The sequence below is a fragment of the Cyanobium sp. Candia 9D4 genome (genome assembly GCF_024346155.1).
In the GTDB taxonomy this organism is placed as follows: domain Bacteria; phylum Cyanobacteriota; class Cyanobacteriia; order PCC-6307; family Cyanobiaceae; genus Cyanobium; species Cyanobium minutissimum.
Window position 1 is genome coordinate 93,889 of record NZ_JAGQCK010000006.1, and the last position, 15,504, is coordinate 109,392.

At 69.5% G+C, this 15,504-nt stretch carries 13 protein-coding genes and 1 tRNA gene; 9 read left to right on the forward strand and 5 right to left on the reverse strand.

What is annotated here, in order from left to right:
• The first annotated feature begins 8 nt into the window (after positions 1-8).
• Positions 9-1,094, forward strand: coding sequence for a hypothetical protein (locus KBZ08_RS12580; protein ID WP_254973368.1), 1,086 nt, complete (start codon positions 9-11; stop codon positions 1,092-1,094).
• Here the strand turns inward: KBZ08_RS12580 and KBZ08_RS12585 are convergent.
• Genes KBZ08_RS12585 through KBZ08_RS12595 form a run of 3 tightly spaced genes read right to left on the reverse strand, consistent with a single transcriptional unit; the run spans position 1,060 to position 2,533 of the window.
• Entirely contained in the window at positions 1,060-1,542 is a 483-nt protein-coding gene (locus tag KBZ08_RS12585) for a DUF427 domain-containing protein (protein ID WP_254973370.1), read from the reverse strand. The two genes, KBZ08_RS12580 and KBZ08_RS12585, sit on opposite strands and share 35 nt — an antisense overlap.
• 5 nt (positions 1,543-1,547) lie before the next feature.
• Positions 1,548-1,802 (reverse strand): Nif11-like leader peptide family RiPP precursor, encoded by a 255-nt coding sequence (locus KBZ08_RS12590; protein ID WP_254956314.1) that lies wholly within the window; start codon positions 1,800-1,802, stop codon positions 1,548-1,550.
• A 26-nt stretch (positions 1,803-1,828) separates the two neighbouring features.
• Entirely contained in the window at positions 1,829-2,533 is a 705-nt protein-coding gene (locus KBZ08_RS12595; RefSeq protein WP_254973372.1) for an SOS response-associated peptidase, read from the reverse strand.
• Positions 2,534-2,638: 105 nt separating this feature from the next.
• On the opposite strand from KBZ08_RS12595, the gene ftsH reads away from it, so the two are divergent.
• From ftsH to KBZ08_RS12635, 8 genes are all read left to right on the forward strand, one after another.
• Complete coding sequence (gene ftsH / locus KBZ08_RS12600) at positions 2,639-4,531, forward strand: ATP-dependent zinc metalloprotease FtsH (protein ID WP_106220659.1); 1,893 nt, start codon at positions 2,639-2,641, stop codon at positions 4,529-4,531.
• 121 nt (positions 4,532-4,652) lie between these two features.
• Complete coding sequence (locus tag KBZ08_RS12605) at positions 4,653-6,116, forward strand: hypothetical protein (protein ID WP_254973375.1); 1,464 nt, start codon at positions 4,653-4,655, stop codon at positions 6,114-6,116.
• Between the two features lie 218 nt (positions 6,117-6,334).
• Complete coding sequence (locus KBZ08_RS12610; RefSeq protein WP_254973376.1) at positions 6,335-7,708, forward strand: glycosyltransferase family 39 protein; 1,374 nt, start codon at positions 6,335-6,337, stop codon at positions 7,706-7,708.
• Between the two features lie 46 nt (positions 7,709-7,754).
• A complete protein-coding gene (gene argF / locus KBZ08_RS12615) occupies positions 7,755-8,717 on the forward strand; it encodes an ornithine carbamoyltransferase (protein WP_254973378.1) in 963 nt (320 codons plus the stop codon).
• Between the two features lie 83 nt (positions 8,718-8,800).
• Entirely contained in the window at positions 8,801-9,415 is a 615-nt protein-coding gene (lexA, locus tag KBZ08_RS12620) for a transcriptional repressor LexA (RefSeq protein ID WP_106220655.1), read from the forward strand.
• Positions 9,416-9,479: 64 nt separating this feature from the next.
• Positions 9,480-9,552, forward strand: a tRNA-Ala gene (locus KBZ08_RS12625).
• Between the two features lie 116 nt (positions 9,553-9,668).
• Complete coding sequence (locus KBZ08_RS12630) at positions 9,669-11,246, forward strand: APC family permease (protein ID WP_254973381.1); 1,578 nt, start codon at positions 9,669-9,671, stop codon at positions 11,244-11,246.
• Between the two features lie 149 nt (positions 11,247-11,395).
• Entirely contained in the window at positions 11,396-11,821 is a 426-nt protein-coding gene (locus KBZ08_RS12635; RefSeq protein WP_254973382.1) for a hypothetical protein, read from the forward strand.
• Positions 11,822-11,847: 26 nt separating this feature from the next.
• Here KBZ08_RS12635 and KBZ08_RS12640 read toward each other — a convergent pair whose 3' ends face one another.
• Positions 11,848-14,412, reverse strand: a complete 2,565-nt coding sequence (locus tag KBZ08_RS12640) for an arylsulfatase (protein ID WP_254973383.1) — start codon at positions 14,410-14,412, stop codon at positions 11,848-11,850.
• The gene (locus tag KBZ08_RS12645) at positions 14,405-15,361 is read right to left on the reverse strand and encodes a formylglycine-generating enzyme family protein (RefSeq protein WP_261359330.1); all 957 of its coding nucleotides are present in this window, start codon (positions 15,359-15,361) and stop codon (positions 14,405-14,407) included. Before KBZ08_RS12645 ends, KBZ08_RS12640 begins: the two co-directional genes overlap by 8 nt.
• Between the last annotated feature and the right edge of the window lie 143 nt (positions 15,362-15,504).

The following is a 15,504-nucleotide window of genomic DNA, read 5'->3' on the forward strand; positions in this document are numbered from 1 at the left end:
GCACGGCCATGGCCGCCTTCCGCCCTCTCCCCTTGTCAGCCCTGAAGATATGGGCGGCACGACATCTGCTCGGCTGGAGGGTGGCGCAGCGGGCCTGGGGCCTGCACCGCTGGCTGGGGCTGCAACGGCAGAAATGGCGACTGAGCCTCCCCGCGGCGGCACCGTCCTTCCGCCTGTCGCGGTGGTACGGACGGACGGGGAACAACATCCAGCAGCTGATCGTGGTGATCGCCCATGCCGAAGCCTTCCGGGGATCGGTGCAGGTGGACGAGGACTTCATCCAGTCCGGGCCGCTGCGCAACATCGTGAACGCCTTCAGCCTTGACTTTCAGGTCGACAGCGCTGCCGCAGCCAGGACCCATCTGTCTGGCCTCTTCTTTCACTACATGGAGTACGGGTTTTCTCGCTCCGACCACCGACGCATGGCCTTTGCCAACGGCGACAAACCACGGCGTGATTCCGTTCTCGGGCGTCAGTACATCCGCCGACAGGCGCACCGCATCGCCCGTGCCCATCTGGCCCCACACATCCTCAGGCCGCCACCGGGCACGTTTTCAGAGGCTCAACTCGAGAGCACGCTGGTGATTCATCTGCGTGGCGGTGATGTGGCGAATCTGACGAATCCGTACTACATCACCAACCCTCTCCACTTCTATCGAGAGCTCCGCCAGCGGCACCGCAGGGCCATCATCGTGACGGAACCAGGCTCCAGCCATCCCTTGCTGGAAGCCGTGCTGTCGTTGTTCGCCGACCATGACGTTGTCACCGGATCCGTCGAAGACGATTTCCAGCTGCTGCGGCACGCCACCCATCTGGCCACCTCCGGAGTGGGCACCTTCGCCGTGGCAGCCGCCCTGCTTTCCGAGCGCCTCCGCCGCTTCCACTGCACGGATGTCTTCCTGAACGAACATCTGAACCCCCGCATGCTCGACGCCGATCGGGTGACCGTGGAGATGCTGCGGCTCCCCGGCTACGTCAAGGCCTGGCGGCGCTCCAGCGACCGCCTCAAGCTGCTGCTCCACTGGCGACCCCCGACGGCGGCAGGGGCCGGGCCAGGGATCAGCGCAGTTCCGGGTGCCGGGGATCCCCCTTGAACGGTCCCTCCACAGCGCTGGTGATCCAGCCGCCGTAGAACCCGCCGGGCTGGGGGACCACTCTCTCCCCGTCCACCCAGCAGCCATCCATCAGCGCCGGGTAGCAGGCCAGCCAGCCGGCCAACGGCGTGAATGCCGGGGTGGGTGAGGGGTAACTCCACAGCGCCCGCCGCAGGCGAGGCTGGCCGCCTTCGCCGCCCGGGGCCACCAGGTCGAAGTAGCGGGCCACGCCCTTCCACTCGCAGTAGCTGGAGCCGGGCGCGGGCTCCAGCAGGGTCAGGTCCACGTCCTCCGGGCAGAGATAGAAGACCGGGGGGTGAAAGGTTTCGAGCACCCGCAGGCTGCGCCGGGTGTCACACAGCAGCCGCCCCAGGGCCTCCACCCGCACGTGCTGGCGGCACTCCACCAGGGCCGGGGGCCGGGGATAGCTGGCGACGGACTCGGCCATGGCCATCAGCCGGGGATGAAGTGGCGCAGCCGTCGCGCCTCGGCCCCGGCCCGCGCCTGCAGCTCCTCGTCGCTGAGGCTCGCCTCGGCCCGTTGCTGGGCGGCGATCACATCCGCCTCGTCGACGGCGAAACCGGCGCCGCGGGCCAGGGCCAGAAAGGCTGCCAGATCGGGGGGATCGGCCGGGTCATGGAGACGGCGATCAAGGGCGGCATCGGCGCGGGCGTGGGCCAGGAAGGCATCCAGCTGGTCGAGGCTCATGGGACCGGCATCGGGGCCGTACCTCTCTAGCGGCCCGCAGGTTCGTCCGCGGCGGCAGCCAGCAGATCGAGCTGAACGGCGGCCTGGGGCGGCGCCTCCAGCTTCACCGCCTCCCACGGGGCCGGGTCCCAGGGCGCCATCAGGGGTTCCAGGGCCCGCAGGGACGGACCGTCGACGGACTCCAGCCACGCCTCCTCCAGCCCGTCGGGGATCACCACCGGCATCCGGTCGTGCACCCGGGCCAGCAGATCGTTGGGGGCGGTGGTGAGCACGACGCAGGTCTCGAGCTCTCCCCCATCGGCCCCCAGCCAGCGGTCCCAGAGCCCGCCGAGCCAGAAGGGGCGCCGATCCCGCCGCCGGAACAGCCAGGGCTGCTTCACGGCACGGCCGTCCACCGTCTTCGTCTGCCATTCGTAGAAGCCGTCGGCGGGGATCAGGGCCCGGCGGTGGCGCCAGGCGCCGCGGAAGAAGGGTTTCTCCGCCACCGTCTCGCTGCGGGCGTTGATGGGTCGGCGGCGACCCGCCGGGTCAGGGCACCAGTCCGGCACCAGCCCCCACAGGGCCAGGGCCACCTCCAGGCGGCCGTGCTCCTGGCGCTGCAGCAGCACGGGCTCCCCCGGCCGCACCTGGGTCCGGGGGGCGTAATGGTCCTCCAGCCCCGGGGGCAGCGGGCCCTTCAGCCGGGGCAGCAGCTGGTCGAGGCGGGTGGCCAGGGAGTAGCGGCCGCACATGGGGGGTGGGAAGCCGAGGGCGGGGCGTTCGGTTCTCCCGACCGGGGGTGGGAACGGCGGGTGACGACCAGACCTAGCTTGGGCCCATTCGACGTTGCGCGCAGCATGGCCATCCGTCAGGACGACAACCGCCCCACCCGGAGATTCGGCATCGTCAACCTGCTCCTGATCGGCTTCGGTGTACTGCTGCTGTTCAGCAACTTCCTGCCCAACCCCGCCACCCAGGTGCCCCGGGTCCCCTACTCCCTGTTCATCGACCAGGTGAACGACGGCAACGTCAAGCGGGCGTACATCACCCAGGACCAGATCCGCTACGAGCTGACCAAGCCGCCGGAGGAGGGCGCCCCCACGGTGCTCTCCACCACGCCGATCTTTGACATGGAGCTGCCCCAGCGGCTGGAGCAGCACGGCGTCGAGTTCGCCGCGGCGCCGCCGAAGCGGCCCAGCTTCATCACCACGGCCCTCAGCTGGGTGGTGCCGCCGCTGATCTTCATCCTGGTGCTGCAGTTCTTCGCCCGCCGCAGCGGCATGGGCGGCGGCGCCCAGGGGGCCCTGAGCTTCACCAAGTCGAAGGCCAAGGTCTACGTGCCCGACGAAGAGTCCCGGGTCACCTTCGCCGATGTGGCCGGGGTCGATGAGGCCAAGACCGAGCTCACCGAGATCGTCGACTTCCTCAAGACGCCGCAGCGCTACATGGACATCGGCGCCCGCATCCCCAAGGGCGTGCTGCTGGTGGGCCCACCCGGCACCGGCAAGACCCTGCTCTCCAAGGCCGTGGCCGGGGAAGCCAGCGTGCCGTTCTTCATCATCTCCGGCTCCGAATTCGTCGAGCTGTTCGTGGGGGCCGGTGCCGCCCGCGTGCGCGACCTGTTCGAGGAGGCCAAGAAGAAGGCGCCCTGCATCATCTTCATCGACGAGCTGGACGCCATCGGCAAGAGCCGCTCGGGCTCCATGGGCGTGGTGGGCGGCAACGACGAGCGGGAGCAGACCCTCAACCAGCTGCTCACCGAGATGGACGGCTTCACCGCCCAGGACAAGCCGGTGATCGTGCTGGCGGCCACCAACCAGCCGGAAACCCTGGATGCCGCCCTGCTGCGGCCGGGCCGCTTCGACCGCCAGGTGCTGGTGGACCGTCCCGACCTGTCCGGCCGCAAGATGATCCTCGACATCTACGGCAAGAAGGTGAAGCTGGCCGAGGGGGTGGATCTGGACAAGATCGCCCAGGCCACCAGCGGCTTCGCCGGCGCCGATCTGGCCAACCTGGTCAACGAGGCCGCCCTGCTGGCGGCCCGGGCCTATCGCACCACCGTGGAGCAGGCCGACCTCAACGAAGCCATCGAACGGGTGGTGGCGGGCCTGGAGAAGAAGAGCAGGGTGCTGCAGCCCGACGAGAAGAAGGTGGTGGCCTACCACGAGGTGGGCCACGCGATCGTGGGGCACCTGATGCCCGGCGGGAGCAAGGTGGCCAAGATCTCGATCGTGCCCCGGGGCATGGCGGCCCTCGGCTACACCCTGCAGCTGCCCACCGAGGAGCGGTTCCTCAACTCCAAGGAGGATCTCGAAGGCCAGATCGCCACCCTCCTGGGCGGTCGCTCCGCCGAGGAGGTGGTCTTCGGTGAGGTCACCACCGGCGCCGCCAACGACCTGCAGCGGGCCACCGACATCGCCGAGCAGATGATCGGCACCTACGGCATGAGCGAGACCCTCGGCCCCCTCGCCTACGACAAGCAGGGCGGCAGCCGCTTCCTGGGGGGCAACTCCAACCCCCGTCGGGCCGTCAGCGACGCCACCGCCCTGGAGATCGACAAGGAGGTGCGCGGTCTGGTGGATCGGGCCCACGAACGGGCCCTGGCGATCCTGCACCACAACCGCGAGCTGCTGGAGACCATCTCCCACAAGATCCTCGAGAAGGAAGTGATCGAAGGCGACGAGCTCAAGCAGCTGCTGGCCTCCAGCCAGCTGCCGGATGCGACGGTGCTCGAGGGAGCCGCCGTTTGAGGGGGAATCGGGGAGGGGACGCGACCTAGATTCCCTCCCAACGTTTCAACGTTTCCGGGTGATGGCCGACCCGACAGATCCGTCGGACCCGACACACCTGAAGCACCGGTCCTCACGTTGGTTGCCGCCAGCGCTGACCGCTCTCCTGATCCTGTTCTGCCTCACGATGGCGGGCCAGGGTCTGACAACCGCCTACTCCTACTGGTCGGATGAGCTCTGGTCCATGGCCGCCAGTCAGTCCGACTGGGGGGTGTTGCTCCATGACTGGCTGATCCCCGACGTCCATCCCCCCCTGTATCAGTTCCTGCTGAAGCTCTGGATCGGGGTCTTCGGCACCGGCGAGCCCGCGACCCGCAGCCTCAGCTTTCTGATCGCCGCCCTGGGCCTGGTGGCAGCGGCCCTGGGCAGTTCAGGCCGAGGGGCAGGCCGGCGCCTGTTCACGGTGGCCTTCCTCGGCACCAGCCCCTCCTTTCTCTTCTATGCCCAGGAGGCGCGCAGTTACGCCCTCTCCTTGGCGCTGTCGACGCTGATGCTGGGCACGGCCCTGCTGCTGCGTCAGCGAACAGGACGTCACGAGGGCGCCCTGCGCTGGGGGTTCGCGATCTCCGCTCTGCTCCTGTCCCTGACCCACTACTTCTCCCTGATCTTCGTGGTTGTGGTTCTGGCGGTCGTCACCGCCGAGGGAACGGTCTTCCGATCGCGGAGCCATGCGATCCCCCTGCTGCTGCTCCTGATGCTGTGGCCGCTCAGCCACGCCGTGCTGAGCTCCCCCGCCGAGAATTTCACCCGCATCGACTGGATCGAGGTCACGCCCATCAGCGGCACGATCACCCAGTTCCTTGCGGGAACGCTGCCGCTGCTCGATCCGCGACAGGGCCCGCGAGGCCTGCTGATCCTGATCGGCCTCGTCGGCGGCATCGGAGCCGCCACCCTTCCCCTGCTCCACCGCGGAGCCTCCAACCGCAAGGCACCCGACACGGGGGAGGCCCGCTTCCTGCTGACGCTAATCCTCGCCTTCCTGGCACTCATTCTGGCGATCGATCCGTTCCGGCCGCTGTCGCAGAGCCGCTACTACATCGTGGTGCTGCCAGCCCTGGCCTACCTGGTGGGAATCGGCTGGGACCTCAGCGTCGGCCTCGGCCGCGTTCGTCGCGTCGCCCTGGCCAGCCTGCTCTGCGCTGTGATGCTGCTGCAGCTGCGAATCGGCACCCAGCACCTGGCCGTCAAGCAAGGACCCCTGGAGAACCACAAGCTTCTGGGCAGCTTCGTGGTCGATAGCGATCTCTGCCGGAAGGGCGAAGGATGCTGGTCCAGCGGATGGTTCCTGGAGGCGCTCACGGCCACCTATTTCAGCTCCCGCGAGCTGATGGCGTTCGATCCCGGCACGCCACTGGCCCAGACGCGGCTGGATCGTCCGCTGCTCGGCTTCCGCAGGGCCTATCCGAGGCTGAAGGGCCTCATCGCCAACAACCCCGCCCTGGCCTGCTGGGAGGCACCTGGGTCCTGGAAGGCCACCTCCTTCATCCTGCTGCCCCGCACCAGCCCGGCGCAACCGGCGCGCCACGGCCTGCGTCCCTGCCCTTGATGTGGTGGGCCTGAATCAGGCCTAATGTCCCGGCACTGGTCTCCTGCAGCGGTGTGATGGTGGTCGGGACAGAGCCTCCGGGTCCCCCAGCCGCCACCCGACCGCTCCAGCGCCCGCCCCATCGGCTCCTGACAGCCGTTCTGATCCTCGGCTGCCTCTGGGCCGCCGGACAGGGCCTGACAACGGCCTATTCCTACTGGTCCGATGAGATCTGGTCGGTGGCCGCCAGCAGCGCCGACTGGGGTGTGCTGACCCGGGACTGGCTGCTCCCCGACACCCATCCCCCCCTCTACCAGATCCTGCTGAAGCTCTGGATCGGGGTCTTCGGCCAAGGGGAAACCGCCACCCGCAGCCTCAGCTTTCTAATCGCGGCCCTCGGCCTGGGGATTGCCGCTCTGTGCAGTTCCGGGCGCGGCAGCGGCCGCCGTCTGGCGACCGTGGCCTTCCTCGGCACCAGCCCCTCCTTTCTCTTCTATGCCCAGGAGGCGCGCAGTTACGCCCTCTCCTTGGCGCTGTCGACGCTGATGCTGGGCACGGCCCTGCTGCTGCGTCAGCAAAGGGGACACCACGAGGCCGCCCTGCGCTGGGGATTCCGGCTCGCCTGCGTGCTGCTGTCCCTGACGCACTATTTCTCGCTGCTGTTCGCGCTGGTGGTGCTGGCGGTGAGCAGCGTCGATGGGCATGTGCTGCGGCGGCGGCGGGAAGCGGCCGTCCTGGGGCTGCTGCTGCTGCTGCCGCCCCTCGCCCATGGCCTGGTCAGCCCGGTGGGCGCCAAGTTCCAACGGATCGACTGGATCGAGGTTGAGCCGGTCACCGGCACCCTGAGGCAGTTCAGCCGCGGCCTGCTTCCACTGCTGGACCTCCACCAGGGAACGCTGGCCCAGCTGGGCCTGCTCGGACTGGTGGTGGGGATCGGCTGCGCCTTCGGCTCCTGGCGGAACCTGCGCCGCTTCCTGATGGCGCCGACCCACCAGCTGCCCCAGTCCCTGGGTGAGGCCCGCTACCTGCTGCTGGTGATCGGCCTGTTCCTGGCGCTGATGCTGATGATCGATCCGATCAGGCCCATGAGCCAGGCCAGGTACACCATCGTGGTGCTGCCGGCCGTGGCCTACCTGGTGGGCACGGGCTGGGAGCTGACCGCCAGTCTGGGCCGCTTCCGCCGCAGCTCGCTGGCCGTTCTGCTGGTGGCCGTGCTGCTGCTGCAGCTGCAGATCGGCCAGCGGATGCTGGCGGACAAACGGGCACCACTGGAGAACTATCGGGCCATGGCGGCCTTCGTGAACAGCACCGGCGTCTGTGAGGGCGGCTGTTGGAGCACGGGCTGGCGCCCCGATGCCCTGATGGGCACCTACTTTCGGCCCGGCCAGCTGCGGGATCTGGAGCAGCGGGACCCAGCGGCCCCCGCCCCGCTGGAGCAGCCGCTGCTGGCGTTCCACGGCAGCCGGCAGGGGATGAAGGAACTGAGCGGTGCCAACCCGGCCATGGCCTGCTGGGAGGCACCGGGAGCCTGGCAGGCCAGGTCGTTCATCCTGCTGCCCCGCAGCAGCCCGGCGCAGCCGACACACCACGGGCTCCGCCCCTGTCCCCCTTGACGTGGGGGGGGTCGATCTCGCATAAGGGTTCTTTGGGACGTGGGCCATGGTGTCCCCCTCAGCCCCGCTCGCCGCCCTCAGGGGCGGCGATCTGCTCTCCTCGGCCGACCTCGACGGTCCCCAGACCCTGGCCCTGCTGGAGCTGGCCCGCCAGCTGAAGAGCGGCGAGCGACGCATCGATCTTTCCGGCCGGGTGCTGGGGCTGATCTTCTCCAAGGCCTCCACCCGCACGCGGGTGAGCTTCATCGTCGCCATGGCCCGGCTGGGTGGCCAGACGATCGACCTCAACCCGGCCGTCACCCAGGTGGGCCGGGGCGAGCCGATCGCCGACACCGCCCGGGTGCTGAGCCGCTACTGCGATGCCCTGGCGATCCGCACTTTCGCCCAGGAGGACCTGGTCGACTACGCCCACTGGGCCTCGATCCCGGTGATCAACGCCCTCACCGACCTGGAGCACCCCTGCCAGGCCCTGGCCGATGCCCTGACGATCCAGGAGCGCTTCGGCCATGGCCCCACCGACCTGCACGGCCTCACCCTGGCCTACGTGGGGGACGGCAACAACATGGCCCACTCGTTGATGCTCGTCGGGGCCCTGCTGGGGATGGACGTGCGCATCGGCAGCCCCGACGGCTTCGCCCCCAGCCCGGCGGTGGTGGAGCAGGCCCGGTCCCTGGCCGGCGGACGGAGCTCGATCACGGTGCTGCAGGACCCGGTGGCGACGGCCCGGGGGGCCCATGTGCTCTACACCGATGTGTGGGCGTCGATGGGGCAGGAGGAGGAGCAGGCCCAGCGGGAGCGGGCCTTCGCCGGCTGGTGCCTCGACGAGGACCTGCTGGCCGAGGCCGACCCACGGGCGATCGTGCTGCACTGTCTCCCCGCCCACCGCGGCGAGGAGATCAGCGCCGGGGTGATCGAGGGGGCCGCCAGCCGGGTGTTCGACCAGGCGGAGAACCGCCTGCACGTGCAGCAGGCCCTGCTCGCCACCCTGCTGGGGGGCGTCGGCGACTGAGGGCGCCACCGGCAGCCGCAAGCCCGGGCCTGGACAAACCGCGCGCGGGATGGCAGAAAGGGACTGGTTCATCCGTACTGCCCGTGGTCGCCACCCACCAGGAACTCACCGAGGCCCAGCGGCAGCTCTACGACTGGCTCGCCGACTACATCGGCAGCCACCGCCACAGCCCTTCGATCCGTCAGATGATGGAGGCCATGGGCCTGCGGTCGCCGGCGCCGATCCAGAGCCGCCTGCGCCACCTGCAGCAGAAGGGCTGGATCACCTGGCAGGAGGGCCAGGCGCGGACCCTGCAGCTGCTCGGCGAAAGCCACCCGGGCATCCCGGTGCTCGGGGCCGTGGCCGCCGGCGGCCTGGTGGAGACCTTCGACGACGTCCAGGATCACCTCGACCTGGCCCCGGTGCTCGACACCCGCGGCCTGTTCGCCCTCACCGTCAACGGCGACTCGATGGTGGACGCCCACATCGCCGATGGCGACGTGGTGCTGATGGAGCCGGTGGCCGACCCCTCCCGGCTGCGGGAGGGCACGATCGTGAGCGCCCTGGTGCCCGGCAGCGGCACCACCCTCAAGCACTTCCACCGCCAGGGGGCCCAGGTGCGGCTGGAGGCCGCCAATCCCGCCTACGCACCGATCCTCCTGCCCGCCGACCAGGTGAGCGTGCAGGGCCGACTGGTGGCGGTCTGGCGTCAGGTCTGAAGGGACCGGGCCCGCACCCCCCACGTTGTAAGCTCCACAAGCACCGGGCAACCGGCGCACCAATGGGGCCATAGCTCAGCTGGTAGAGCACCTGCATGGCATGCAGGGGGTCAGCGGTTCGAGTCCGCTTGGCTCCATTTTGTGATGATCGTGCCCATAGACGGTCATTGGCGTCGTTCCCACGATGGCTACGAGCAAGCGTGTGGCCCAAGCACCTGCAGGATGGGCCTGATCCTGTGGCGCCAGCGCCCTGATGAGCGACACCGGCCTCTCCCGCCAGCTCGGCCTCCGCTCGCTGACCCTGGCGGTGGTCACCAGCACCATCGGTTCGGGCTGGCTGTTCGCCCCCTTCTATGCCGCGCGTTTCGCCGGTCCGGCCGCCCTCGGCGCCTGGCTGCTGGGCGGGCTGCTGGCCTTCGCCCTGGCCCTGGTGTTTGCCGAGCTGGGTTCCCTGCTGAGCAGCTCCGGCGCCCTGGCCCAGATCCCCCTGCTCAGCCACGGCCGCACCGCCGGTTTCATCGGCGGCTGGTGCGCCTGGGTCTCCTACCTGGCCCTGCCCAGCATTGAGGTGATGGCGGTGATGCAGTACCTGGCCAGCAGTGCTCCCTGGCTCACCGCCGACCAGGGCGCCGGCCAGGTGCTCAGCGGCGCCGGCCTGGCCCTCGCCAGCCTGCTGCTGGTGCTGCTGGCCTGGGTCAACCTGGCCGGCGTGGGCTGGCTGGCCCGCTGGATCGACGGTCTCACCAGCTGGAAGCTGGTGGTGCCCCTGGTCGTCTCGATCACCCTGATGTTGACGGCTGGCCACTGGGGCAACCTTGTGCCCCTGGCTCAACCGGTGGGGACCACCTTGGAGGGCATGGTGCGGGCCATCAGCAGCGGCGGCATTCTGTTTTCGCTGCTGGGCTTTCGCACCGCCATGGACCTGGCCGGGGAGGCCCGCCAGCCGCAGCGCACCGTGCCCGTCGCCATGGCCCTGGGCCTGGGTCTCTCGCTGCTGATCTACCTGCTGCTGCAGCTGGCCTTTCTCGTGGCCGTCCCCCCCGGGCAGCTCGGCGGCGGCTGGGCCGCGCTCCGCCTCAGCGCCCACGGCGGGCCGCTGGTGGCCCTGGCCCTGGGGCTGGGCCTGGGCTGGGTCGGCCGGCTGCTGCTCCTGGATGCGGTGGTGTCACCCACGGCCACCGCCATGGCCTACATGGGGGCCGCCTCCCGGGTGGGCTGGATGATGGGGCGCTGCGGGCTGCTGCCCAACGTGCTCGGCCGGATCAATCGCCAGGCGGTCCCGTCGGTGGCCCTGGTGATCAGCCTGGTCCTGGGCATCGGCCTGCTGCTGATCGGGCCCGGCTGGCAGAACGTGGTGAGTCTGCTCACCGCCACCCTGGTGATTGCCCTGGCCATGGGTCCGGTGAGCCTGGCCGCCCTGCGCCGGCAGTTGCCGGACAGGACCCGGCCCTACCGCCTGCCCTGGGCCGGCCTGTGGTGCCCCCTGGCCTTCGTGCTGGCCACCTGGGCGATCAGCTGGTGCGGCACCACCGCCCTGCGCGGCGCTGTGCTGATCGTGCTGGTGCCGGCCATCGGCTTCGTGCTGCTCGCCCTCAGGGGCCGGGCCGCTGGCGCACGCCAGGGCGAGGAGCCGCCCCACGGCCCGCTCCATTTCCGCCAGGGGCTGTGGTGGTTCCTTTACCTCGGGGGCCTGGTGGCCATCACTGCCTGGCCGCTGGGGCTGGCCGCCGAGCTGGGCCTGCTGGCGGCCTGGGCGCTGCTGGTGTTCCCCCTGGCGGTGCACTCCCGGTTGGTCGCAGTGTCCCCGTGGGCAGGGGTCGGCAACGACTGACCGTCGGGACGCTTGGCAAGGGCGCTTCAACCTCGACGCCTGGGCGGGGAGAAGAAGATCCACCCAGGTGCTGTGAGCCATCTGGCTGGTCGGGAACGTTTTCCGATGGTGCGGCGAACAGGATGACCGGACCCTTGGCCCTTGGCCCCATGGAGGCAACGTCCGGTCCATTCCCCCACGATCCCTGCCGGGTGGCCATCGCTGCGCGACTCACCGGGCACGCCCTGCGGATTGCCACAGGGATGGGGGTGGTCCTGGCGTTGCTCTCCCCGGCTGTCGGGAAAGCTGACGGCATCGTGGAACCCAACACCAGCTCCCTGGCGCCGATCGATCGCGAGGCCTTCCGCCAGCAGTACGGCCAGGAAGGCCTGTTCCGGCTGCGACTGGGGGTGGATGCGGCCGAACAGCCTCCCAAGGCTGGAGCCGCTCCCCAGAGCTGCCCCGCCGCCACCTGGGCCGGCTCGCCGCAGAAGCAGCGCTACGACGCCGCAATGGGCCTGCGCAAGTTCTACGCCGCCGGCGAGGCCCTGGGGGAATGGCGGCGGCTGTGTGCCCCCACGACCGCCACGCCCTGAACCGGATCAGGGCTGTGACCCCCGCCTCACTCACTGGCCGCCTTCGTGCGCATGGCCGCCTCCAGGCTCCTGATCTCCTCCGGCGACAGCTTGGGCCGATCCAGCTTGATCGTGAGCTTGTCGAGGTTGCCGGTGAAGCGGAACGGCGGCTGGTAGTCGGCGTCGTTGACGCCGGTGAGGGTGTCGGAGCCCACGTCGAAGCTCTCGTCCCACTGCAGGATCATCGGCAGGGTCTTGGCCATGGTTTTGGTGGCCACCGCCTTGCCGTCCACCTTGAGGGTGCCGGTGCCAGGGCGGCCAACGCCACTGAAGTCGTTGAAGGCCAGGGTGCCGGCCCCCTTGCCGTCGTAGACGAAATCGAACACCACCTTGTGTTTGCCGGGGGCAAGGGCCTCGGTGCCCTCCCACTTGAGGCGCTCCAGATCCACCATGTTCCAGACCCACACGGGCTTGCTGTTCTTCAGGTAGAAGCCGTAGCCGCCGAAGCGGCCGCCGGAGGTGAGCAGCATGCCCTCGGCACCGCCGGCCGGCACCTCGATGTCGGCGCTGACGCTGTAGGAGGTGTTGAGCAGCAGGGGCGAATCCCCCTGGGGCAGGCCCACCATCGGATGGGTGTAGACGAACTCGGTGCGGCCGGCGGTGATGTTGGGCCGGGGGGCCACGATCCGGGCCGCCACCGAGGCATCGAGCGGGAACACCTGGTATTTGTTGGCCTCGGCGATGAAGGCCGCCTTCATCTCCTTCAGCTTGCCGGGGTTCTGGGTTGCCAGGTCGGTGGTCTGGCTGAAGTCGTTGTTGAGGTTGTAGAGCTCCAGGGTCTGGTTGTTGAGCGGATCGGGGTTGGCCGGGCCGAAGGCGTCCCAGGGGGCCCGGTTCACCTTGGTGCTCAGCAGCCAGCCCTCGTTGTAGAGCGCCCACTGACCCATCATCTCGAAGTATTGGGTCTTGTGGCGCGAGGGCGCCTTGGCGTTCTTGCTGTCGAAGGTATACACAAAGCTGGTGCCCTCAATTGGCTTCTGGGGGATCCCATCCACCACCTCGGGTGCCCGTAAGCCCGCCGCCTCCAGGATCGTGGGCACCACGTCGATCACATGCACGAACTGCTCGCGCAGGCCACCCCTGTCCTTGATGCGCGCCGGCCACGACACCACCATGTTCTGGTTCACGCCACCGAGACGCGAGGCGTTCTGCTTGAACCAGCTGAACGGGGTGTCGAAGGCCCAGCTCCAACCCGCCGACATGTGGTTGTAAGTGAGATCGGTGCCCCACACGTCGTAGAACTTCATCTGCACCTCGACGGGCAGCTTGTTGAGGCCGTTGAAGAAGGCCACCTCGTTGGGGGTGCCCAGGGGCCCGCCTTCGGCGCTGGTGCCGTTGTCGCCGTTGATGTAGATGATCAGCGTGTTGTCGAGCTTGCCGAGGTCATCGAACTGCTGGATCACCCGGCCAATTTCATAGTCGCTGTAGGCGGCGTAGGCGGCGAACACCTCCACCTGGCGGATGAACAGCTTCTGGGCCTCTGGGCTCAATTGGTCCCAGGGCGTGATCACATCGGCGGGCCAGGGGTCGAGCTTGGCGTCCTTGGGGATCACACCGAGTTTCTTCTGGTTGGCGAAGATGCGCTCTCTCAGCTTCTCGTAGCCGTCATCAAACAGATGCATGGCATGGATCCGATCCACCCACTCCTTGGTGGGGTGGTGGGGAGCATGGGTGGCCCCGGGGGCGTACTTGATGAACAGCGGCTTGCTGGGGTTGATCTGGTGCATCCGCGCCATATAGTCGATGGCGTCATCGGCCATCTCCGTGACCAGGTTCCAGCTGCCTGGCTCCTTGCCCTCGAAAGGATAGATCTGGGTGGTGTTGCGGAACAGGTTGGGCTGCCACTGGTTGGCGTCCCCACCCACGAAGCCGTAGAAGTATTCGAAGCCCATCCCCGTGGGCCATTGGTCAAACGGGCCGCTCTGGCTGGCCTGGAACGCCGGCACGTTGTGGTCCTTGCCGAACCAGGCGGTGGAATAGCCGTTGTCTTTGAGAAGGCGGCCGATCGTGGCCTTGTCCCGCTCAATGATGCTGTTGTAGCCGGGGAAGCCCGTCGACTGCTCCGAGATCACGCCGAAGCCGGCGGAGTGGTGGTTGCGGCCGGTGATCAGGGCGGCGCGGGTGGGTGAGCACAGGGCCGTGGAGAACATGCGGTTGTACCGCAGGCCCGCCTTGGCGACCCGCTCCATCGCCGGGGTGGGAATCACGCCGCCGAAGGTGCTGGGCACCCCGAATCCGGCGTCGTCGGTGAGGATCAGCAGCACGTTCGGGGCGCTCTGGGGCGGGGTGATCCGGGGCGCCCACCAGGGCTTCGATTGCAGCGCCCCGTCCTTGATCACCCCGCCGAAGGGGGGCGCCGGGGCGGGCAGCTGGGTGCCGGAGATCGTGGTGGTGGCATTCGGGGCTCCGGGCGTGCCGGTGATCCGCTGGGCCAGGGCCGGCACGGCCCTGAACGACCAGCCCAGCAGGGCCAGGGCCAGGCACGCCGGCACCAGGCGCCGCAGCAGGCGGCCGAGCACGGCGCTCAAGCGGGTCAGGGGACGCTCAGCCATGGGTCGTCAGGGCGGGGAAAACGAGTCGGAAACCGATGTGGGAGGTGCCGGTGTCGGGGCTTTCGGCCTCCCGCGCCGCCGGCCGGTAGCGGCTGCAGTAGTTGGGGGCGCACAGGAAGGAGCCCCCCTTGATGACGTGCTTGGCCACCCCGGGCTCCCGCGGATCGCTGCTGGCGGCCGGGTCGGCCAGCACCGGGTCGTCCTGGCCGGCGAGGCGGTCGTGGCCGGGCCGGTACCAGTCCGCCGTCCACTCCCAGACATTGCCGGTCATGTCCTGGAGTCCGTAACCGTTGGGGGGAAAGCGGCCCACCGGAGCGGTGCCGCTGAAGCCATCCTCGGCGGTGTTGCTGACGGGGAATTCCCCCTGCCAGGTGTTGGCCAGGCCGGGGCGCCAGGTGTTGCCCCAGCTGAAGGCCCGATCCCGCAGCCCACCCCGGGCGGCGAACTCCCACTGGGCCTCGCTGGGGAGGGCGGCGCCGGCCCAGGCCGCGTAGGCCTCCGCATCCGCCAGCGACACCTGCACCACCGGGTGGTCGAGCCGGTCGTCGATGGAACTGCCCGGGCCCTCGGGGTGGCGCCAGTCGGCCCCGGGCACCCACTGCCACCAGCTGAGCTCCGCCAGGGGCTCGCCGGGGGAGGGCGGCCGGAACACCACCGAGCCCGGGCGGCGCTCGGCGTCGGAGAGCTCCGGGAACTGCTCCGGGGGCAGGGGCTGCTCCGCCTGGGTCCGGTAGCCCGTGGCGGCCACGAAGGCGGCAAACGCGCGGTTGGTCACCTCGGTGCGGCCGATGCAGAAGGGCTGCAGCCGCAGCGGCGCCTCCGACGGCGCCTCCTCCGGCAGGCGGCCCGCCGCGCCGATGCGGTAGCGGCCGCCGGGGATCGGGGCCATCGACGGCGGGCAGGGGTTCGCCGCCGGGGCGGGGGCGGGCCACAGCAGCACCACCCCCATCCCCAGGGCCAGGATGAGCAGGGCGGCCAGCACCGGCAAGCCCCAGTCCTCAGGACGATGCACAAACACGGATTCGCTGCGCCCTGCGGATGGCTCACGGCCCGCATTGTGGGGGCGTCAGTGAGCGGTTCAGGGTCACATCG